The sequence below is a fragment of the Thiohalocapsa sp. genome, from assembly GCF_022340605.1.
GTDB lineage: Bacteria > Pseudomonadota > Gammaproteobacteria > Chromatiales > Chromatiaceae > Thiohalocapsa.
Window position 1 is genome coordinate 1 of record NZ_JAJDNQ010000147.1, and the last position, 21524, is coordinate 21524.

The following is a 21524-nucleotide window of genomic DNA, read 5'->3' on the forward strand; positions in this document are numbered from 1 at the left end:
CGCTCCCAGTAGCCGGCGGGACGCCAGCGCTCCCAGTAGCCGGCGGGACGCCAGCGCTCCCAGTAGCCGGCGGGACGCCAGCGCTCCCAGTAGCCGGCGGGACGCCAGCGCTCCCAGTAGCCGGCGGGACGCCGGCGCTCCCAGTTGCCGGCGGGACGCCGGCGCTCCGAGTAGCCGGCGAGTTGGTGCAACGTCAGCACCTTCCAATCAGGGATCTGGGCACGCTCGTGGAGCGCTGGATTCTGCACTTAAGCTTGGCGTCGGCGCGTTGCGGCGGGCACGCCGCGCCCACGGACGACGCCGGGGCGAGCCATCCGCGCGGCAGTGCCATGTTTCCCGTTTGGCACACGGCTTACCCTGCGGCAAGCCATGGTTGTGATGCAGGTAACGCCGCGGTTATGGTTCGCGCAGCGCGCAGGCGCGGGGTGCATTGGCGGCGCGGGTCGGCATGACGGCGATCAGACGGGTCGCGGCAGTGGGTGATGCGCAACCGAGACAACGGCGGCAAAGGGGCGAGCAAGGCATCATGAACGACATCCAGTTCGACGAGAACCCGCTGACCTCGGGCCTGGCCGACAAGCTGCTCCCCCAGGCCTGCACCATGGTCATCTTCGGCGGCGCCGGCGACCTGTCGCGCCGTAAGCTGATCCCGGCACTCTACAACCTCGCGCTGGACGGGCTGCTGCCGACCCAGTTCGCGGTGGTGGGGTTCGCCGTCGACGCGCTCACGGACGAGTCCTTCCGCGAATTCGCCCGCGAGGGCATCGAGACCTTCTCGCGGCGGAGCTTGAGCGAGGAGGACTGGGAGGACTTCGCCGGGCACCTGTTCTACCAGCAGGGCAATTTCAGCGATGCGGCCTCCTATGCCGCACTCAAAGCACGGCTGGAAGCGCTGGAGCCGCAGTTCGGCATCCCCGGTAGCCGGGTCTACTACCTCGCCATTCCGCCGAGCTTCATCGACACCTGCGTCTTCGGGCTGCACGACGGCGGACTGGTCGCGCCGGCCGATCAGCCGCTGCCCTTCACCCGGCTGATTGTCGAAAAGCCCATCGGCCGCGACCTGCCGAGCGCGCGCGCCGTCAACCGCTCACTCAAGGCCTGCTTTGCCGAGCACCAGCTCTACCGGATCGATCACTACCTCGGCAAGGAGACGGTGCAAAACATTCTCGCGATGCGCTTCGGCAACTCCATCTTCGAGCCGCTGTGGAACTCCAAGTACATCGACCACGTGCAGATCACGGTGGCCGAGGCGGAGGGCGTCGGCACCCGCGCCGGCTACTACGAGACCGCCGGCGCGCTGCGCGACATGGTGCAGAACCACATCCTCCAGCTCTTGTCCTTGATCGCCATGGAGCCGCCCTGGAGCATGCGCGCCGACGTGATCCGTGACCGCCGCCTGGACCTGCTGCAGTGCCTGCGCCCCATCCGCAGCCGCGACGTGGACCGGCACGCGGTCCGCGCCCAGTACGCATCGGGCTTTTACCGCGGCAAGAACGCGCCGGGCTACCGCCGCGAGGAGCGCGTGGCGGCCGACTCCACCACCGAGACCTACGTCGCGCTGCGGGTGTTCATCGACAACTGGCGCTGGGCCGGCGTGCCGATCTACATCCGCACCGGCAAGGCCATGCCGAAGCGGGTCAGCGAGGTGGCGGTGCAGTTCAAGGCGGTGCCGCACATGCTGTTCAACACCGACACCGACCACCCGCTGGAGCCGAACGTACTGGCGCTGCGCATCCAGCCGGACGAGGGCATGTCCCTGCGCATCGGCAGCAAGCTGCCGGGGCCGAAGGTGCGGATCTACCCCGTGAAGATGGACTTCCGCTACGGCTCCACCTTCGGCGATCAGTCCCCCGAGGCCTACGAGCGGCTGCTGCTGGACGTCATCGTCGGCGACGCCACCCTGTTCATGCGCGACGACGCCGTGGAGGCATCCTGGCAGTGGATTCAGCCGATCCTGGACGCCTGGGAGGCGAGCGGCGAGCGCTGGCTGCCGGAGTACCCGGCCGGCACCTGGGGCCCCGTCGAGGCAGATCGGCTCATCGATGCCGACGGCCATGCCTGGCGCCAGCTCTAGGAGCCTGAGCCCCATGGACCGCTCCCCCGACGACTACATCGATCCGGTCCAGATCGAGCGCGAGCTCGCGGCGATCTGGGCGACCATCGACGGCCAGCAGAAGGGCGGCCGCGGCACCGTCACCCGCGCGTCGATGTCCAACGTCATGATCTTCTGCGACGGCGAGGCGCAGGCCCTGGACGCCGCCAACCGCATCCCCCTGCTGGTGCAGCATCATCCCGCCCGGGTGCTGGTCCTGGCGCTGATCGCGGACCACCCCGGGGACGACGTGCGCGCCTGGGTCACGGCGCATTGCCGGCGCACCAGCGACGGCACCCAGCTCTGTGCCGAGCACATCGAGCTGCGCTTCGGTGCGAGCAGCGCCGAGCGTGCGGCCTCCGTGGTGCGCTCGCTGTTGATCGCCGATCTGCCGAGCGCGATGTGGTGGCTGAGCCCGCGGCCGCCGGCGCTTGCCGGTGCGGTATTCGACGCCTTCGCGCCCATGGCGGAGCAGATCATCTACGACAGCGTCGGCTGGTCCGACCCGCCGCGTGCCGTGCTGGCGATGACGCGCTGGGCGAAGAGTCACCGCACCGTGATCTTCAATCTCGCCTGGCGCCGGCTCAAGCCTTGGCGGCGCATCCTGGCGCAGAGCCTGGCGCCGACCCTGGTGCCGGGCGCGCTGCAACGCATCGATGCCATCGAGCTGAGGCACGGACCGCACGCGCTGCCGCTGGCGTGGCTGCTGCTGGGCTGGCTCGCCTGCCGCCTGGGCTGGCAGCCGCGGCAGGGCATCGCGAAGACCGGCGACCAGCTCACCTGGCAGTTCGAGCGCGGCACCGGAAGATCCAATGCCGGGGGGGGCAACCCTCGACCGATCCAGATCAAGGTGCACCGCGACAACGAGGGAGCAGCGCTGATCGACCAGATGCGCATCGCCTGGCATGGCGACGGCGAGCAGCCCGCCGGCTCCGCCGACTATCGCCATGAAGGCCATTACATCCGCCACTTCCCGAGCGACCCGGCGCTACTCCCCTCCTCCATTCCCGCCCCCGAGCAGCGCCTGGAGCAGATGGTCGCCGCCCAGCTCGCGCACCGCGCCGGCGACGCGCTCTTCACCGACGCCATCGCCATCTCGGAGGCCATGGCCAAGGTGATGAAGGCCAAAGATGCCGCGACGCTGAGCCAATAGCGCCACCCCGCCCTCGCCACCGGGAGCGCCCGCCGCTGGGAGCGCCGGCTTCCAGCCGGCCACTGGGATCGGGGGCGTCCCGCCCCCGGTTTGGGATGCATTCAAGACGTCGCGTCGATGCTGGCATGGCAGTGTCCAAGCGGGCGGCTGGAAGCCGGCCGTCCCAGTCGCCGGCAAGATGCCGGCGCTCCCAGTTGCCGGCAAGATGCCGGCGCTCCGGGTGGCGTCAGACGGGCTGTGCCATGCCTGCTTTGGCGATTGCCTGCCGCGCCGGTCCTGCACGCCCTGGCGTGAAGCCCCTTCGAGCCGACCAGCCTGCGCGATTGCACCGCGACAGCGGCTCAAAAGCCCGCATAATGTGCGGCGAACTGTCACTCGCACGACTCGCCGTCCCGTCATTGGCGGCAGGACCCGAACCACATCCCAAGAGGTACCGAGGATGAGCCAGCCCCAGCTCGACAACGCCCTGCAGCAGATCATGGATGCCAGCCACGGCGACCCGTTCGCGGTCCTCGGGCGGCATCCGGACGGAGACGACGTCTGTGTCCGGGTGATGCTGCCCGGTGCGGAGACGGTGACCATCGCCGACGGCAATCGCGCCATGGACCGGATCGAGGGCACCGACATCTTCGAGTGGCGCGGACCGGCCGCGGACGTGCCGGAGCGCTATCGGCTGATCTGGCGCGACAACGCGCACCGCGAGCACATCGCCCACGACCCCTACTGCTTCCCGCCGCAGCTGCCGGATTTCGATATGCACCTGTTCGGCGAGGGCAAGCACTGGCACGCATATCGGCTGCTCGGCGCGCGTGTGCACGAGACCGACGGCGTCGCCGGCGTCCTGTTCTCGGTCTGGGCACCTCATGCGGCCCGCGTCAGCGTGGTCGGCGACTTCAACGGCTGGGACGGACGCCGCCACCCGATGCGCATCCATGGCAACGGCGTCTGGGAACTCTTCATTCCGGACCTCGCGCCCGGCGTGCTCTACAAATTCGAGATCCGCACCCGCGAGGGCGCCATCGCGCTCAAGTCAGACCCCTATGGTCGGCGCTTCGAGGTGCGCCCCAGCACGGCATCCATCGTCGAGCCGCCGAGCGGCTTTCAATGGCGCGACGACGGCTGGCTCGCCGCCCGCAAGGAGCACGACTGGCTGCACAGCCCGATGTCCATCTACGAGGTCCATCCGGGTTCCTGGCAGCGCGGTCCCGAGGGCGAGATGCTGAATTATCGGGAGCTGGGCGAGCGTTTGGTGAGCTACGTGCGCGATCTCGGCTTCACCCACATCGAGCTCATGCCCGTCACCGAGCATCCGTTCGACCTGTCCTGGGGCTACCAGACCACCGGTTACTATGCCCCCACCAGCCGGTTCGGCAGCCCGGAGGACTTCCGCTGGCTGGTGGATCATTGTCATGCCAACGGCATCGGCGTGATCCTGGACTGGGTACCGGCCCACTTTCCGAAGGATGCCCACGGCCTCGCCCGCTTCGACGGCACAGCGCTGTTCGAGCACGCGGACCCGCGCCTCGGCGAGCACATGGACTGGTCAACGCTGATCTTCAACTTCGGTCGCAACGAGGTGAAGAACTTCCTGATCTCCAGTGCACTCTACTGGCTGGAGGAGTTCCACATCGACGGCCTGCGTGTGGACGCGGTGGCCTCCATGCTGTACCTGGACTACTCCCGCACCGACTGGGTGCCCAACCGCCACGGCGGGCGGGAGAACCTGGAGGCCATCGCCTTCCTGCGCGAGCTCAACGAGGTCGTCCACGAGCAAGTACCGGGGGCGCTCATGATGGCGGAGGAGTCCACCTCGTGGTCGCAGGTGAGCCGGCCGACCTACGTCGGCGGACTCGGCTTCGACCTGAAATGGAACATGGGCTGGATGAACGACACGCTGGAGTACTTCAAAAACGACCCGATCCACCGGCAGTATCATCAGAACGAGCTGACCTTTAGCATGATCTACGCGTTCACGGAGAACTTCCTGCTGCCGTTCTCCCACGACGAGGTCACCCACGGCAAGCACTCGCTGCTGTATCGCATGCCCGGCGACGAATGGCAGCGCTTCGCCAACCTGCGGCTGCTCTTCAGCTACATGTACACCCATCCCGGCAAGAAGCTGTTATTCATGGGCAGTGAATTCGGTCAGGGCGAGGAATGGAACAGCACCGCGGTGTTGGACTGGTACGTACTGGAATATCCCTTCCACCAAGGCATACAGAAGCTGGTGCGCACGCTGAACGGCCTGCACCGGGCCGAGGTGCCCTTGCATGCAGAGGACTTCGAGCCGCACGGCTTCGAGTGGATCGACTGTCATGACGCGCACAATTCCGTGCTGGTCTTCCAGCGGCGTGCACCGGCCGAAACCGCTAATGGCGAAGACCATCTGGTGATCGCGCTCAACTTCACGCCCGTGCCACGAGAGGGCTACCGCATCGGCGTGCCCGCCGCCGGCGCATACCGGGAGATCTTCAACTCCGATGCGCCCGAATTCGGCGGCAGCGGGATGGGCAACGGCGACGAGCCGATCCCGACCGAGACCGTCGATTGGATGAACCGCCCCGACTCCCTCGTGCTGACCCTGCCGCCGCTCGCCGCGATCGTACTGAAACCGACGGCGCCGGCCGAGGACTCGGCAAGGGTCACCGAGGCAGGCCCCGAAGACTGAGTCGCGGATTTCGCGCGACCACAATGAGCTCACTGACGCTGTAGGCTGTCTGATATGGCAAACAAGCCGACCCCGAAGAAGAGCGCGGTCACAGAGACGACCGCGGCCGAGACCAGCAAGACCACGAAGAAGCGCGCCGCCAAGAAAGCCGCTGGGGCCAAGGCCAAGGCGGCGGCCGGCACCGCCACCGCGGCACCGACGAAGGCGACCCCGGCACCGCCGGCGCCCGAGACCACCGCGAAGCCGCTGCTGCCCCGGATTCGCGCCGGCGAGGAGACCGCTGCGCTGCGCCCGATGCCGCTGGTCCACGCGTTCACCCGCGCCGAGCCAAGCACGACCGTGACCGCACCGCCGGAGTCGATGGCGCAGCCGGCGCCGGCGCGGAAAGCGAAGCCGACGCCAAAGCCAAAGCCGGCGCCAGCACCGGCAGTCGAGCCGAGCGCGAAAGCGCCCGAGCAGCCAACGACCTCCCGGGATCGTGGGCCGGAACCGGAGCCAACGCCCGAGGACCGTCCCGACTCCGGCTACCAGCCCGAGCCCGAGCCCCATCCCGAGCCGCAGCACGAGCCGCCTCCCCCATCCGCCTATCATGAGCACCGGCCGAGCCTGTTCATCGTCCAGATCACGCCGGAGATGGCGCCGGTAGCCAAGGTCGGCGGCCTTGCCGATGTGGTCTTCGGACTGAGCCGCGAGCTGGCGATTCGCGGCAACCACGTCGAGATCATCCTGCCGAAATACGACACCCTGCGCTACGACCATATCTACGAGCTGCACGAGGTCTACCGTGACCTCTGGGTGCCGTGGTATGAAGGAGCCGTCCATTGCACCGTGTACTTCGGCTTCGTGCACGACCGCAAGTGCTTCTTCATCGAGCCGCACTCCCACGACAACTTCTTCAACCGCGGCGGCATCTACGGCTTCGCCGACGACGTCTTCCGCTACGCCTTCTTCTCCCGGGCGGCCATGGAGTTCCTGTGGAAGGCCGGCAAGCATCCGGACATCATTCACTGCCATGACTGGCAGACCGCCTTGGTGCCGGTATTCCTCTACGAGTTCTACCAGCAGCTCGGCATGACCCATCCGCGCGTCTGCCTCACCATCCACAACTACAAGCACCAGGGCGTAACCGGCGCCGAGCTGCTGCGCGCCACCGGGCTGCATCAGCCGGAGCGCTTCTTCGACCGGCTGCGCATGGGCGACAACACCCACAAGAATGCGCTAAACCTGCTCAAGGCGGGCGTTGTCTATTCGAACTTTATCACCACGGTGTCACCGCGCTATGCCTTCGAGACCAAGGACGGCGGCCAAGGCTTCGGTCTGGAGCCGACCTTGCACACGCACCACATGAAGTATGGCGGCGTCGTCAACGGCATCGACTACGATGTCTGGAACCCGGAGGTGGATCACCACCTGCCGGTTCCTTACGGCGTCGACAACATCGACGCCAAGTACGACAACAAGCGTGCCCTGCGCCATCGCCTCATGCTGGCCGACAACGAGAAGCCCATCGTCGCTTTCATCGGCCGGCTCGACCCGCAGAAGGGCCTCGATCTGGTCCGTCATGCGATCTTCTATTCCCTCGAGCACGGTGCCCAGTTCGTGCTGCTGGGCTCCAGCCCGGACCAGCAGATCAACAACGACTTCTGGGGCCTCAAGCACATGCTGAACGACAGCCCCGACTGCCACCTGGAGATCGGCTTCGACGAAGACCTGTCCCACCTGATCTACGCCGGTGCCGACATCATGCTGGTGCCGAGCCAGTTCGAGCCCTGCGGCCTCACTCAGCTCATCGCGCTGCGCTACGGCACCATCCCCGTGGTGCGCACCGTCGGCGGACTGGCCGACACCGTGTTCGACAAGGACTTCTCGGACCGCCCGCTGCACGAGCGCAACGGCTACCGTTTCGACAACTACGACCCACCCGGGCTGGAGTCCGCCCTCGGTCGCGCCATTGATTGCTACTACCAATTCCCGGAGCACTTCCGCGAGCTGATGAAGAATGCCATGCGCTCAGACTATTCCTGGAATCACCCCGGACAGGATTATCTGAACATCTACGACTTCATCCGCAACCGCTGAGGCCGGAACGGGGGGCAAGCCCGACGCAGGCCGTTCATAGCCAGGCGTCAGGTCGTCATCGTAGGCGATCGCGAGCACTGCCCCGTCCAGGCTCAACGCCATGAAACGGGGCGGGCTCATCGACACCGGCGCGCCGCCGCCGCGCGCGTGAGCGTCGAGCATGCCCCCGTAGGTCGGGCCGACGAAGCAGGCACGACAATCAGGCGGTTACGGTGCGCGCCCCATCGGCGCCCTTTCCGGCCTCTTGCTCACCGAGCAAGTGACGAACGTCTGTAACACCACCATCGTCAAGAACGCCTGGAAACAGGGCCGCCGGCTGATCGTGCACGGCTGGACGTACAGCCTTGGCGACGGGATCCTGCGCCAGCAGGTGCCGGAGATCGACTCGCTGGAGGCCTTGGTCGCGAGCCGCCGCGACGATGCCGGCTGGGTGGTCTCGGCGCCCGGCTGAGGGCGCCGTGAGACGAGACGAATCCCGCCCTCGCGCACAAACGCAATGACGCCTCGACCAACTCGCCGTCGGGCATCACGGCCAGTTCGTCGCCACCGCTTCGAGGAAGCCAGCCCGACGCTCGGTGCCGACAACCATATGTCACGAGACCTTCCTCCTGGTTGATGGCAGCCAGGTTGGTTGTAGTCAACCAGCAACAGATGGATCATTCGCCCTCTGGACCCGATTGCTCGGGTGTTTGGCAACCGGTACGAAGTTTGCTTAAACAGCGGGGGGCGCTTGCGCGACGCGCCGATCCGGCCGGCCAATGCGCGACGGGCGCAACGATCGGCACCCTGCCGACCAGCCCGGGCGGCGCTCGCCCGGCTCCACCAAGGGCCCGTGCGGGCCAACGAGGGCGAATGCACGATGTCATTCGGAAATCGCGGCCATCTGACCAGCACTGGGACGGACAGCCCGCTCGTGGTTCGGCAGATGCTGTGGCTCCCGCTCTGGATGTCGGCGGGCGTGGTGGTGGCCGTGCTGCTGAGCATGCTGTTCGTATCCTGGCGCAATCTGCATCGCCTGGAGCCCATCGAGGCCCACCTTGACCACATCCAGCACATCGAGGACGTAGCGTTGAGCATGGAGCAGACCCTGCTGAGCGACTTGCGAGGGCAACCGATCCAGCCCTCGCAGCTCCTGGAGCTTCGAACCGAGGTCGCGACAATCGCCCGCGCCGAGGGAGCGTTGCATCCGGACACCGCGACCCGACTGGCGCAGATCGAGGCGCAGCTCGGCACGACCGCGGCGCACCCCGAGGACGTGCTGTTCCGGACGCTGGCCGAGATGCGGCAGGTGCTGGATGGCGAGCGCGAACGCCACAATGAGCTCCTGACCCGAGGCCAGGAAGACGCACGGACGGAGATCACCCTGACTGCACTGCTGCTGTTGACCGTCCCGCTGCTGCTCGGTGCCTCCCTGCTGACCGTGCAGCGCCGCGCCAGACAGCCACTGCGGGCGCTGGAGGAACTGCTCGGACGCCTCGGCCGCAAGGATTATCGGCCGGTGCCGGGGACGGTCATCGACGAGATGGATGGCCTGGCACAGCCCGCCTTTCACAGCTACAACGCGCTGGTCTCGCGCCTGAAGGAGCTGGAGTCCGAGCACCGCGACCGCGAGCAGACCCTGGAGCACGAGGTGCGCCGCGCCACCGAGGCGCTGCTGGCGCAGAGCCGCGAGCTCGGCCGCGCCGAGCGGCTCGCCGCGGTGGGCGCGGTCTCGGCGGGCCTGGCGCACGAGCTGCGCAACCCACTGGCCGGCATCCAGATGGCTTGCGGCAAGCTGCATCGGGCGCTGGGACATAGCGAGCACGCCGCCCGCATCGCGGCGGTCATCGACGAGCTCACGCGCATCAATCACCTGCTCACGAGCCAGGTGGACGCCGCGCGCCACTCGCCGGAGCCGCTGGAGGTGGTCGCCGTCGACCGGCTCGTTGCCGAGCTCCTGACCCTGCTGCGCTACCAGGTTCCGGACGGGGTCCAGATCGACGCCCGCGTGCCGGGCGAGCTGCGCTGCCTGCTGCCGGTGGCGGGCCTGCGCCAGACCCTGCTCAACCTGGTGCTGAATGCCGTGCAGGCCATGCCGGCGACGGGGCGCATCGAGATCGCCGCCGAGCGCGCGGACACCGAGCTCAGCATCAGTGTCAGCGACAGCGGTCCCGGCTTTCCAGCCGAGCTGCTGCGCGCGGGCATCCGGCCCTTCGCCACCGGGCGTCAGGGCGGCACCGGGCTTGGACTGGCCATGGTCCGGCGCTTCGTCCGCGATCACGACGGCGACCTCCAGCTCGCCAACCGGGAGCCCCACGGCGCGGTGGTGACCCTGCGCCTGCCCTGCGCGTCCGCCGACGCATCCGGAGCGCTCGACCATGCCTGACGCCCTGCTGATTATCGAGGACGAGCGCCTGCTCGGCGACGAGCTCCGCTCGGAGCTGGTAGCGAGCGGCTGGGACGCCGTACAGGCTTTCGACCTCGCCGAGGCGGAGCGCCTGCTGGTGGAGCGAAACCTGGAGCCCCTGGTGGTGCTGTCGGACATGAGCCTGCCGGACGGCAACGCGCTGGACCTGCTGGAAAAGGTGCGCGGCCGCGGCGTCGCGGGGGAGTGGATCTTCCTCACCGCCTATGGCGGCATCCCCGAATCCGTGCGCGCGCTGAAGCTCGGCGCCTTCGACTTCCTGGAAAAGCCCTGCGAGCTGGAGCGGCTGCAGATCGTCGTCGCCGGTGCCGCCCGCAGCGCCCGCGCGCAGCGCCGGCTGCGCGACGAGGAGCGCCTGCGCGGCAACCGCTACTCTCCCGACGCCTTCATCGGCCACAGCGCGGCCGCGACCAGGTTTCGCAACATGCTGACGCGGCTGTCCGAGGTGCCCTTCTCGGGGCTCCTGCTCACCGGCGAGACCGGTACCGGCAAGGGATTGACCGCGCGCATCCTGCACAACACCGGCCCGCGCGCCTCGGGCCCGCTCATCGAGGTGAACTGCGCCGCGTTGCCCAAAGAGCTGATGGAGGCCGAGCTGTTCGGCCACGAGGCGGGCGCATTCACCGGTGCCAAGGGGCGCCGGCGCGGGCTCATCGAGCAGGCCAACGGCGGGACGCTGTTTCTCGACGAGCTGGGCGAGCTGGCGTTGGACCTGCAGGCCAAGCTGCTGAAGGCCATCGAGGACCGCCGGGTGCGGCGGATCGGCGGAGAGCGGGAGCTGGAGGTGGACATCCAAGTCATCGCCGCCACGAACCAACCGTTGGAGCAGCGGGTGGCGGAAGGCGCCTTTCGGCCGGATCTCTATCACCGCCTCGCCGTCTTTCGGCTGGAGGTGCCGGCGCTGCGCGAGCGCAAGGACGACATCGAGGACTTGCTACCCGTGCTCATCGGCGAGTTCAATGCCCGCTCCGGCCAGCGCGTCGATACGATCCCGACGTCGGTCTGGGGCCGGCTCAAGGGCTACCACTGGCCCGGCAACGTGCGTGAGCTGAGGAACGTGGTGGAGCGCTGCGTGCTGCTCGCCGACGGCCCGGTGTTTCCCGAACACTGGCTGCATCTGGGCGAGGCCGCGGCCGCGACCGATGGCACGCAGCCGGGGACGCTCGCGGAAGGCGAGCGGATCTGCCTGCCGCTGGACGGCAGCCTGACCCTGGATGCGATGGAGCGTGCCATCCTCGACGAGGCGCTGCGCCGCAACGCCGCGAACGTCAGCCTGACGGCGCGGGTGCTGGGCACGACGCGCGAGAAGCTCCGCTACCGGGTGCAGAAGTATGGCCTGAAGGCCACCGACTGAGCCGGCGCCGAGGCGGGCAACCGGGCCAGCGACTGGAGCGGCGACTGGACCGCCAGCCGGCGCGGCAACCGGGCCAGCAGCCGAGACCAATCCAAGGAGATGTTTGTACATGGCACGTGAGCCCCAAGCCCCTCCCGCCCCGGCACCGATCACGCCGCGGGAGATGGCGCCTCTGCTCGTCTTGGTCTTCCTCGGCGGCGCGCTGGGCTCGATCACCCGGGAGCTGCTGACGCCGATGCTGCCCGAGCTGCCGCCCTGGGTCGTCGTGCTGCTGGTGAATGTCAGCGCCTGCTTCCTGGTGGGCTGGCTGTACGGGGCGCAGGATCGCCTGCACCATCACCTGCTCCAGTTCGCCGCCGTCGGCTTCTGCGGCGGGTTCTCAACCTTCTCGCACTTCACCGACCAGGTCTTCAACCTGGCCTCCGAGGGTGAGATGCTGGCCATGACCGCCGATGTCGCGGGCTCCGTCGTACTCGGCGTCGCCGCCGCCTATCTCGGTGACCTGCTCGGGCAACACACCGGCAAGGCGCCATGAGCGCGCTTCTGCTGCATGGCCTGTTCGGACTGGGCGGGGGCCTCGGCGCACTCGCCCGATTCCTCATCACGCTGCGCATCACGCACCGCTTTCCGTTGTCGACACTCATCGTCAATGTGGTCGGTTGTCTGGTGCTCGGCATCGGCATCGGCTGGATGCCCAACCCGGTGCAGTGGAATACCAAGGAACTGGAACAGTTCCTCCACGGCTTCTGCGGCGGCTTCACCACCTTCTCGAGCTTCGCCTATCAGAGCCTGTCGCTGCACCGGCGCTTCACGCCGCTGCACGCGGCCCTGAACATCGTGCTGAGCCTGATCTTGTGCCTGGCCGCGCTGTGGCTGGGACTGTTCATCGGCCGGCAGATCCCGGCACAGTGAGGGCCGGGACAGCATCCTCTGGAGGTCTGCCGTGACTTTGTCCTCGACAACCGACCTCCGCTTATCAAACGTCAGGAGCGAGATCCTTGGACGACGGGTCCGCCGCACCAGATCCGCCGGCAGGTCAGCTGCACGTCAAGCGCCGCCGGGTGGCCCTCGGACACCCGCCTGCGATGGCAACTCCCGCGGACATCGCAAACCCTGGCAGCCCATTTGCGCAATAGCAGGAGACAGCGGCGATGAAGCTGCGTCATGTACTCATCGGTATCCCGGTCATCGCGGTGCTTGCGGGCGCCGGCTGGTGGTACCACATCTATGCCAGCCACCATCCGTCGACGAGCGACGCCTATGTCGGGCGCCATGTCGTACACATCGCTGCCCAGGTGAGCGGCCCGATCAAGACCGTATTGATCAGCGACAATCAGGCGGTCAAGGGCGACGAGCTCCTGCTCACCATCGACCCGGCGCCCTTCGAGCTGGCGGTGCGCCACGCCGAGGCACAGCTCCAGCAGGCCCAGGAAGACCTGGCGGCCGCCGACGCACGCGTGAATGCCGCCGAGGCGAAGGTGGCCTCCGCCAAGGCCAACGCATCAGAGGCATCGCGCCACGCCCAGCGCATCGAGGCGCTGGTGGCCAAGGGCTCCGCGTCGCGGGATATGGGCGACAGCGCCGAGCAGGACAAGCTCGATGCCCAGGCCGCACTCAACAGCGCTCGGGCGGAGTTGGTGGCCGCCAAGGCGGCGCGCGGGGCGCTCGGTGAGAACAATGCCTCGATCAAGTCCGCCCAGGCCGCATTGGCACAGGCAAAGCTCGACCTGCAGCACACCCGCATCTACGCGCCAGCCGACGGCGTCGTCGGCAACTTCGACCTGCGCCCCGGCAGCTATGTCGATGCCGGCAATCCCCTGTTCGCGCTGGTGGAAAGTCACGACGTCTGGGTGGACGCCAACTTCAAGGAGACAGACCTGCCCCGCATCCAGCCCGGACAGCCGGCATCGATCAGCGTCGACGCGGTGCCCGACAGGCAATTCAAGGGCAAAGTGGAGGGGCTGAGTCCGGCCTCCGGGACCGCGTTCTCGCTGCTGCCACCGGAAAACGCCACCGGCAACTGGGTCAAGGTGACGCAGCGCTTCGCCGTGCGCATCCGCGTCCTCGACCCGACACCGCAGTTGCGTGTCGGAGCCAGTGCCGAGGTCACCGTGAACACCACCGTGGACTAGCCCGCAGCGGCGCACCGACATGGCAGAGCCCGGCAACGACCTGAAGCCCGCGGACCGCATCCTGCCCATTGCGGCCGTGATGCTGACCACCGTCATGGCCATCATGGACATGACCATCGTCAACGTCACGCTGCCACATATGATGGGCGCGCTCGGCGCGACGGCGGACCAGGTCACCTGGGTGCTGACCGCCTATATCGTCGCCGAGGCGATCACGATACCGCTCACCGGCTGGCTGGCCGGGCGCTTCGGCCGGCGCCGGGTCATGCTCTACGGCATTGCCGGCTTCGTGCTCGCATCGGCCGCCTGCGGCCTCGCCGAGTCGCTGACGCAGATGGTGTTCTTCCGGCTGATCCAGGGTGTCGCCGGTGCGCCACTGATCCCGCTCTCCCAAGGCGTGCTGGTTGGCCTGTTCCCGGCGGACAAGCGCGGCAAGGGCATGGCCATCTGGGGTATCGGCGTCATGCTCGGGCCCATCCTCGGGCCCACGGTCGGCGGCATCGTCACCGAGCACCTCAACTGGCGCTGGGTGTTCTACATCAACCTGCCGGTGGGGCTGCTCAACCTGGCAATGGTGGCGCGCTACATCCGCGAGACCCCGCGCCGGGAGACCGGTACGGACTGGCTGGGAGCGCTCTTCATGATCGTCGGCATCGGCAGTCTGCAAACTCTGCTCGACCGCGGCAACGAGGAAGGCTGGTGGACCTCGGACTTCATCGTGCTGCTGACCTTCACGGCGGTGGTGGGGCTCGCGCTGTTCGCCTGGCGCGGACTGACCGCAAAGCAGCCCATCGTGGATCTGCGCCTGTTCGGCGACCGTAACCTGGCGCTCGCCTCGTTATTGATGCTGGTGTTCGGGCTCGCGCTGTTCGGCACCATCGCCATCCAGCCGCTGCTGATGGAGCGGCTGCTGAATTACCCGGTGGAGACGACCGGCCTGGTGATGGCACCGCGGGGGTTCGGGGCAGCGCTCGGCATGTTCATCATCGCGCGGATCTCCGGCAGGGTCGACGCGCGCTGGATCATCGCCACCGGCATGGTCGTGGCCGGCACCGCGACCTGGATCATGTCGTGGTACAACCTCCAGATCAGCCCGGGCTGGCTGATCTGGCCGAGCGTGCTGCAAGGGCTCGGCATGGGGTCCATCTTCGTGACCCTCTCGACCCTGGCCTATGCGACGCTGCCGGCAGAGGCGACCGACGCCGGTGCCGGCCTCTACAACCTGGCGCGCAGCGTCGGCAGTTCCATCGGCATCTCCATCGCCGCGACCTGGTACACCAGGCTCGGCCAGGCCGATTGGAACCGGCTCGGCGGCTACATCAACCCCTTCAATCCGGCGCTGGAGCACTGGCTCCAGGTGCAAGGACTCACCCTCAGCGATCCCAGGGCAGCGATACTACTGGCCAACGAGCTGAGTCGTCAGTCATCGATGGTCGCGTTCACGCAGGTCTTCGAGCTCATCGCGCTGAGCTTCGTGTTTATGGCGCCGCTGCTGTTGCTATTGAAGCCGGGCAAGGGGCATTAGCCTGCCCTGCCGGGCGCGGGACAGGCTCGGGCCGGCGCCGTGGGAGCGCCGTCCTCGGCGCGACACGGAGCCCGGGCGGGGCGATCGCGATCGCGGCGGGGACGCCGCTCCCACGGCGGAGCACCCTGCCCCGCCGCCGGAGCACTTTACTCTTGCAGCCTGCGCCGGTTGAGCCTTCCCTCGGCATCGTTTCCACGGTTGCCTCCGTTCGGATCAGGCGCTGCTGCCGCTGCTGTCTCCACCCTGCTGGTGGAACTTGATCCAGGCGATGGCGGTGCCGACCACGGCCATGGTGGCGATGCCGCCAATGGCGAACAGCAGCGCGTTATCGTCCAGGTAGGCGATGAAAACGCCGCTGAAGATCAGGAACAGCCCGAACACGGCCATCTTCCAGTCCAGGTAGAGACCACTCAGCAATCCGGACAGGCCGAGCAGATAGACGATGACGAAGCCATCGGTTTCGGCCCGGAGAAAATGCTGCACGTCCGTCTGGAACAGCAGGTGGATCACGAGCAGCAGCGCCCCCCAGTGGATGACCTGCTGCAGGATGTAACGCAGGCGCGACTGCCAGGTGTCGCCGGCATGCAAGGCCCAGCCGCTCGTGATCGAGACCAGACCCACCAAGGGAATGAAGTAGTCCCAGGTATCCTGCGCCGAGGCTGGATTGTGATCCGTCATCGCGATGAGCACCACCGCAATGGCGTAGAGCACCGTGTATGGCAAGGCCGATACGATGAACTTGCCGATGCCGCTACGCGGTCGTGGCACGAGTTGAGGCAATCCCTCGTGCCTATCCTCGTGCGTGTCTGGCATGTCTTGCGTGTCGTGCGTGATTACGTTCGACATGAGCAGGATCTCCGCTTCATCGAGCATGAATACATGGCCCAAGCCCCACGGCAAAGCACCGCGGACGAGGCGCAGCCTCGACTCGGAACCCCACAAGCCTTAGTGACTGGCGCGGCCGCCCGTGGGAGCGCGCGCAGCCTTGGCTCTCATGGTTGTCATGCATCTTGCTTGCCAAAGGCGTCGAACAGGGCGGCATGGGCAGTTTCAACGCGCGCGGCGCGCCGAGCGGGTTGCCGCGGCGCTCGTGCTGGTGGACAGGACACATCGCCCTTGGTTCATGTCAACCAACACACGTTGCTGCCCCGGCATTCGCCGACACCCGTTGCCCGGCGATGACGGTAAACAGCGGCTTGGCATGAATTGTGACTCCAAATGAACACTGGCCATCGTGGCCGGTGCGAGTCGTAAACAACTTTCAGGATGCGAGCCATGTCTGACATGCCCACACAGGCAGTTATGCCCGATCCCTTCGCGAGCATCATGCTGGAGCTGGCGCTGTTGATGACGATGGTCATCGTCGCCCGCTGGGTCACCAGCCGCTTCCGGCAGCCGTCAGTACTGGGTGAACTGCTGATCGGCGTGGTGGTGGGAAATATCGGCTACTGGCTCGGGCTGCCGTTTTTCAAGTTCGTCATGATCTACGGGGCGGCCAGCCCGGTATTCGATCAGGTCTGGCAGACCGGCGTTTCAGTCACTCAGGCCGCGTCCGAGGTCTTCAGCCCGGAGGAACTGGCCCCGGGCGGCCAGGGGCACGAGGTGCTGCAGCTCCTGAGTGGCGGCCACGCGCTGGCAAACGTCAATACCGGCATCAGCCTGTGGCTCTTCTCCAGCCTGGGCATCATCCTGTTGCTATTCAACGTCGGGCTCAAGACCGGCATTCGCCAGGTGCGCGGGGTCGGCCGCGATGCCGCACAGGTGGCCGTAGTGGGCACGCTGGGGACGCTCGCGATCGCGCTTGTCGTAGCCTGGCTCCTGCCGCTCGACCTGTCCCCTGCCGGGCGCTTCTTTATCGCGGCGACCCTCGGCGCCACCAGCATCGGCGTTGTCACCCGCATGCTGGAAGACATCGACAAGGCCACCACGCCCGAAGGGCGGCTCATCCTGGGAGCCTGCGTGCTCAACGACGTGATCGGCCTATTGCTGCTGGCGCTTGCCATCGAGCTGGTCGTCAAGGGCCACATGGACGTGCCGGCGGTAGCCTGGCTCCTGGTCTCCAGCGTCGCCTTTCTCGCCGCCATCGTGATCTTCGGGGACAGACTCGGTGGACCCCTCGCCCACCAGCTCAACCGCATCTCTCCGCCGGAGCTGCGCTTCCTGGCGCCGCTTGCCTTCGCCTTCTTGCTCGGGTGGCTGTGCAGTTCGCTGGGTCTGAGCGGCACCGTCGGCGGCTTCGCGGCTGGCCTCATCCTTTCCGACGAGGCTCTGCGCGATACCACCAAGCAGATGCTCGTGCCCCTGATCGCGGTCTTCACGCCCATCTTCTTCCTGCTGATCGGCATGCAGGTGAACCTGGCGGTGTTCCTTCAGTGGCAGACCATGCTGCTGACCTTCGCGCTGCTGCTGGCGGCGGTGCTGGGCAAGCTCACGACCGCCTGGGTGGCGGGATCAGACGTGGACCGCGCCACGGTTGCGCTCGGCATGCTCCCGCGCGGCGAGGTGGCGCTCATCTTCGTCGGCGTCGGCCGCTCGCTCGACATCATCAACGACCAGCTCTTCGCCGCCCTGGTGGCCGTCATCATCCTGCTCGCGTTCGGCTCGGGTCTGGCGCTGAAGTGGGCCTTCTCGCCCCGGTCGCCCCGGGCCGAGGCCATGCTTGCGCGGTTGGGGCGCTGGCCGGCGTCATGAGTCGGGTTCGAGGTGGTGTACGGTTCACACACCGACACGCACTTCCGCCCGTGGCGCCCGGTCACGGGCTCGGGCTCTGACCGTTTGCCGGCGCACGCGTTGGTCGGAGGCCGCCGTGCGAGCGGGTGTGTATCGGGTTTACCGGCCTTGTCGGTCGACACGAAACGCTGGAGGCGGCCTCAGCGCGGCTAACGCTGCGCGGGCCGGCGAGACGCCGGCGCTCCCAGGTGCCGGCGAGACGCCGGCGCTCCCACAGGTGCCGGCGGGACGCCGGCGGTCCCGGGGGCTAGGCGCTGGGGGCGGGCTCGGCCTTGCTGCCGGTGAAGCGCTCGATCAGCCCGTGCACGCTCTCGTGCATGGAGAGCAATGAGGGGATCACCAGCAGCACCAGTACAGTGGCGAAGGCGAGACCGAAGGCGATGGACGTAGCCATCGGGATCAGGAACTGCGCTTGATAGGATTTCTCGAAGAGCAACGGGGTCAGACCCGCAATGGTCGTCAGCGAGGTCAGCAGCACGGCGCGCAGGCGCTGGCAGGACGCCTCCACCAGCGCCTCGCGCACGGGCATGCCGCCGGCGCGCAGGTGCTTGTAGAAGGTCACCAGAATAATGCTGTCGTTCACGACGATGCCGGAGAGGCCGAACATGCCGAACAGCGACAGGATGGTGAGATCGATGCCCATGACCCAGTGCCCGATGAGCGCGCCGGTGAGCCCGAAAGGGATGGCGGTCATGACCACGATGGGCCAGCCATAGGACGAGAAGACCCAGGCCAGAATGAGATAGATCAGAATCAGCCCCAGCCCCAAGCCCTTGCGCATGTCGGACAGGGTGTCGCGCTGGTCCGCGGAGCGCCCTTCAAATGAATAGTGGATGCCGTAGTCGCGCGCCAGCGCCGGCAGCGGCCCCTGCTCCAGCGCGGCGATGATGCGGTCGGTGTTGTTGACGCTGGTGTCCACGTCGGCGGTGACCTCCACCGCGAGTCGCCCTTCCGCATGGCGCAGCACCTCGAAGCCGCGCCGCGAGTGCCAGTCCGCCACCGCCGTCAGCGGCACCGACTCGCCATTGGGCGTGCGGATATTGAGCCGATACAGGCTCGCGAGGCTCGCGCGCTCATCCTCCGGCAGGCGCACGCGCACCTCCACCTCGTCGGCGCCATCCTGAAAGATCTGTACCAGTTGGCCGTCGAAGGCGGCGCGCAACTGCTGCCCCAGGCTTTCCACCGTAAGCCCCAGCGCCTGACCGGCCGGCGTCAGCGAATAGATGAGCTGCTCGCGGCCGTAGGCCATGTCGTCTTCCACCTCGCGCACGCCGTCGATGCCGGACAGCGTCTGGGCGAGGTCCACGGCGGCGGCCTTGAGCACGGCGGAGTCATTGCCAGTGAGGCGCACGGTGAGGTCCCGCCCGGGCGGCCCCACGCGCCGCGAGGCGATGGTGAGGTTCTCCAGCCCCGCCGGCTGCCGAATGCGCTGGCGCCAGGCGCGGATGAACGCGGTGTTGCGCACGTCGCGCAGGTCGCCGTCGATGAGCTCCAGGGTGAGGCCGCCGAGTTGGTCCGCCGCGGCCGGGTCATCGGCCTTGGAGCCGTGGTAGGCGATCATGGCATCGATGAGCTTGCCGCCGCTGCGCTTGTCGTCGAGGGCCGCTTCGGTCGCGTAGGCGGTCTGCTGGAGGTGCGCGAGGAAGCGGTCCACCACCTGTCGCGGGGTGCCGGCGACGAAGGTCACGTCCGCCTTGATGATCTGCGACTCGGGTGTCGGGAAGAAGGTGAAGCCGATGCGCCCGCCTGCCATGAGTCCGACGGCGCAGAAGAGCAGCGCAATGGCCACGGCGACGGTGGTGAAGCGGTGAGCGATGGCGAGGGTCGCAAAGGGGCGGTACAGCCGGTCGCGAAAGGCCTCGAAGCCCCGGTCGAGCCGCGCGCGGATGGACCCGGGCTTGATCTTGTGGGTGTGGAGGAAGGCGTTGCGCAGGTGCCCCGGCAGCACCAGGAAGCTCTCCACCAGGGAGGCCAGGATCACGCAGATGATCACCACCGGGATGGCACCCAGGATATTACCGATGCGCCCGCCCACCAGCATCAGCGGCAGAAAGGCGGCGATGGTGGTGAGCGACGAGGCGACCACGGGCGCGAGCATGCGCCGCGCACCGCCCTCGGCGGCCAGCAGCGGGTCCTCGCCCATCTGGTAGTGGGCCATGGCGTCCTCGCCGACGACGATGGCGTCGTCGACGATGATGCCGAGTGCCATGATCAGCGCAAATAGCGTGATCATGTTGATGCTGCCGCCGGTGAGATACAGGATGAACAGCGTCGCCGCGAAGGACACAGGAATGCCCCAGGCCACCCAGAAGGCCACCCGACCGGTGAGGAACAGGTACAGGATCAGCACCACCAGCACCAGGCCGCTCAGGCCGTTGCGCACCAGGAGCATGATGCGGTCGCGCACCAGCTCCCAGGAGGCGTCGTAGACGGTGACCTTGACGCCCGGCGGCAGGGTTGGGCGAGTGTCGTCGAGCCACTTCGCCAGCGTTTGCGCAGACTCGAGGGTGTCGCCGGTCTCGGCGCGGCGCACGATCATTTCCACCGCGGGCTTGCCTGCGACGCCGACCTGGATGGTGTTGTCGCTCGGGGCGCGGTCGATGGTGGCGACGTCGCCGAGGTTGACGCGCAGCTCCTCGTCGGTCTTCACCGGCAGGTCGCGAAAGGCGAGCGGGTCGCGGCGCTTGTCGAGGCTGCGCAACTCCCGCGACCCTTCCGCACGGCCGACGGAGCCCGCCGGCAGATCGCGGCTGAACTCGCCCACCCGGTTGCCGATATCGCGCAGGCCCAGCTCGAGCTGCTCCAGTTGCTCGGTGGGCACCTGGATGCTGATCTCCTCGTCCGGCAGGCCGTTGATGTCCACCTTGTCGAGGCCGCGGTCCAGTAGCTCGGACTCGAAGCGGCGCGCCAGCTTGCGCAGCTCCGCCGGGTCGTCAAGGCCGGTGATGAGCAGCCGCGCCACCTGCTCGTAGCGCGTCAGGAGTGAAATCTCGGGCTTCTCGGCATCCAGCGGGAAGTTGCGGAACTCGTCCACGAAGCGGCGCACCTGGTCCAGCGCCAGCAGCGGGTCGGTGCCCTCCTTGAACTCCAGCGTGATGGCGGAGATGCCCTCGCTGGAGGTGCTGGTCAGCTTGTCCAGGTTGTCCACCGAGCGCAGGCGCTGCTCCAGGGGATCGGTGATGCCGTCCTCGATGTCCTCGGCGCTGGCGCCGGTCCAGACCACCCGCACCTGCACGACGTCCAGCTCGAAGTTCGGGAAGAACTGCACGTTGAGCTTGTCGAGCGCGAAGGCGCCGGCCAGCAGCATGATGATCATGAGCAGGTTGGCCGCGACCTTGTGATGGGCGAACAGCCCGATCAGGTCGCCGCGATGCTGCATGGCAGGCT

Annotated in this window: 15 protein-coding genes; 12 read left to right on the top strand and 3 right to left on the bottom strand. The window is 67.5% G+C overall.

The window, feature by feature from the left end:
* The coding region (locus LJE69_RS18275; protein WP_296927477.1) for a hypothetical protein at positions 1-191 on the bottom strand (191 nt) is incomplete at its 3' end.
* Positions 192-526: 335 nt separating this feature from the next.
* On the opposite strand from LJE69_RS18275, the gene zwf reads away from it, so the two are divergent.
* From zwf to LJE69_RS18330, 11 genes are all read left to right on the top strand, one after another.
* A complete protein-coding gene (gene zwf / locus LJE69_RS18280) occupies positions 527-2074 on the top strand; it encodes a glucose-6-phosphate dehydrogenase (protein ID WP_296927478.1) in 1548 nt (515 codons plus the stop codon).
* Positions 2075-2087: 13 nt separating this feature from the next.
* Positions 2088-3245, top strand: coding sequence for a glucose-6-phosphate dehydrogenase assembly protein OpcA (locus LJE69_RS18285; protein WP_296927479.1), 1158 nt, complete (start codon positions 2088-2090; stop codon positions 3243-3245).
* Between the two features lie 439 nt (positions 3246-3684).
* Positions 3685-5913 (top strand): 1,4-alpha-glucan branching protein GlgB, encoded by a 2229-nt coding sequence (gene glgB / locus LJE69_RS18290; protein WP_296927480.1) that lies wholly within the window; start codon positions 3685-3687, stop codon positions 5911-5913.
* A gap of 54 nt (positions 5914-5967) precedes the next feature.
* Positions 5968-7992: a glycogen synthase gene (locus LJE69_RS18295; RefSeq protein ID WP_296927481.1), complete on the top strand. Its 2025-nt coding sequence runs from the start codon at positions 5968-5970 to the stop codon at positions 7990-7992.
* Positions 7993-8236: 244 nt separating this feature from the next.
* Positions 8237-8443 (top strand): hypothetical protein, encoded by a 207-nt coding sequence (locus LJE69_RS18300; RefSeq protein WP_296927483.1) that lies wholly within the window; start codon positions 8237-8239, stop codon positions 8441-8443.
* Positions 8444-8917: 474 nt separating this feature from the next.
* Positions 8918-10357 (top strand): ATP-binding protein, encoded by a 1440-nt coding sequence (locus LJE69_RS18305; RefSeq protein ID WP_296927485.1) that lies wholly within the window; start codon positions 8918-8920, stop codon positions 10355-10357.
* A complete protein-coding gene (locus LJE69_RS18310; RefSeq protein ID WP_296927486.1) occupies positions 10350-11750 on the top strand; it encodes a sigma-54 dependent transcriptional regulator in 1401 nt (466 codons plus the stop codon). Before LJE69_RS18305 ends, LJE69_RS18310 begins: the two co-directional genes overlap by 8 nt.
* 109 nt (positions 11751-11859) lie before the next feature.
* Entirely contained in the window at positions 11860-12285 is a 426-nt protein-coding gene (locus LJE69_RS18315; protein ID WP_296927487.1) for a CrcB family protein, read from the top strand.
* Positions 12282-12662, top strand: a complete 381-nt coding sequence (gene crcB / locus LJE69_RS18320; protein ID WP_296927489.1) for a fluoride efflux transporter CrcB — start codon at positions 12282-12284, stop codon at positions 12660-12662. The genes LJE69_RS18315 and crcB overlap by 4 nt, the downstream gene beginning before the upstream one ends.
* 239 nt (positions 12663-12901) lie before the next feature.
* Positions 12902-13882, top strand: a complete 981-nt coding sequence (locus LJE69_RS18325) for an HlyD family secretion protein (RefSeq protein WP_296927490.1) — start codon at positions 12902-12904, stop codon at positions 13880-13882.
* 19 nt (positions 13883-13901) lie between these two features.
* Positions 13902-15407: a DHA2 family efflux MFS transporter permease subunit gene (locus tag LJE69_RS18330; protein WP_296927491.1), complete on the top strand. Its 1506-nt coding sequence runs from the start codon at positions 13902-13904 to the stop codon at positions 15405-15407.
* Positions 15408-15620: 213 nt separating this feature from the next.
* On the opposite strand, the gene LJE69_RS18335 is transcribed toward LJE69_RS18330, so the two are convergent.
* The gene (locus LJE69_RS18335; protein WP_296927492.1) at positions 15621-16253 is read right to left on the bottom strand and encodes a hypothetical protein; all 633 of its coding nucleotides are present in this window, start codon (positions 16251-16253) and stop codon (positions 15621-15623) included.
* Positions 16254-16682: 429 nt separating this feature from the next.
* Between LJE69_RS18335 and LJE69_RS18340 the strand changes: the two genes are divergently transcribed.
* The gene (locus tag LJE69_RS18340) at positions 16683-18098 is read left to right on the top strand and encodes a cation:proton antiporter (protein WP_296927493.1); all 1416 of its coding nucleotides are present in this window, start codon (positions 16683-16685) and stop codon (positions 18096-18098) included.
* A gap of 286 nt (positions 18099-18384) precedes the next feature.
* Here LJE69_RS18340 and LJE69_RS18345 read toward each other — a convergent pair whose 3' ends face one another.
* Entirely contained in the window at positions 18385-21516 is a 3132-nt protein-coding gene (locus LJE69_RS18345; protein WP_296927550.1) for an efflux RND transporter permease subunit, read from the bottom strand.
* Between the last annotated feature and the right edge of the window lie 8 nt (positions 21517-21524).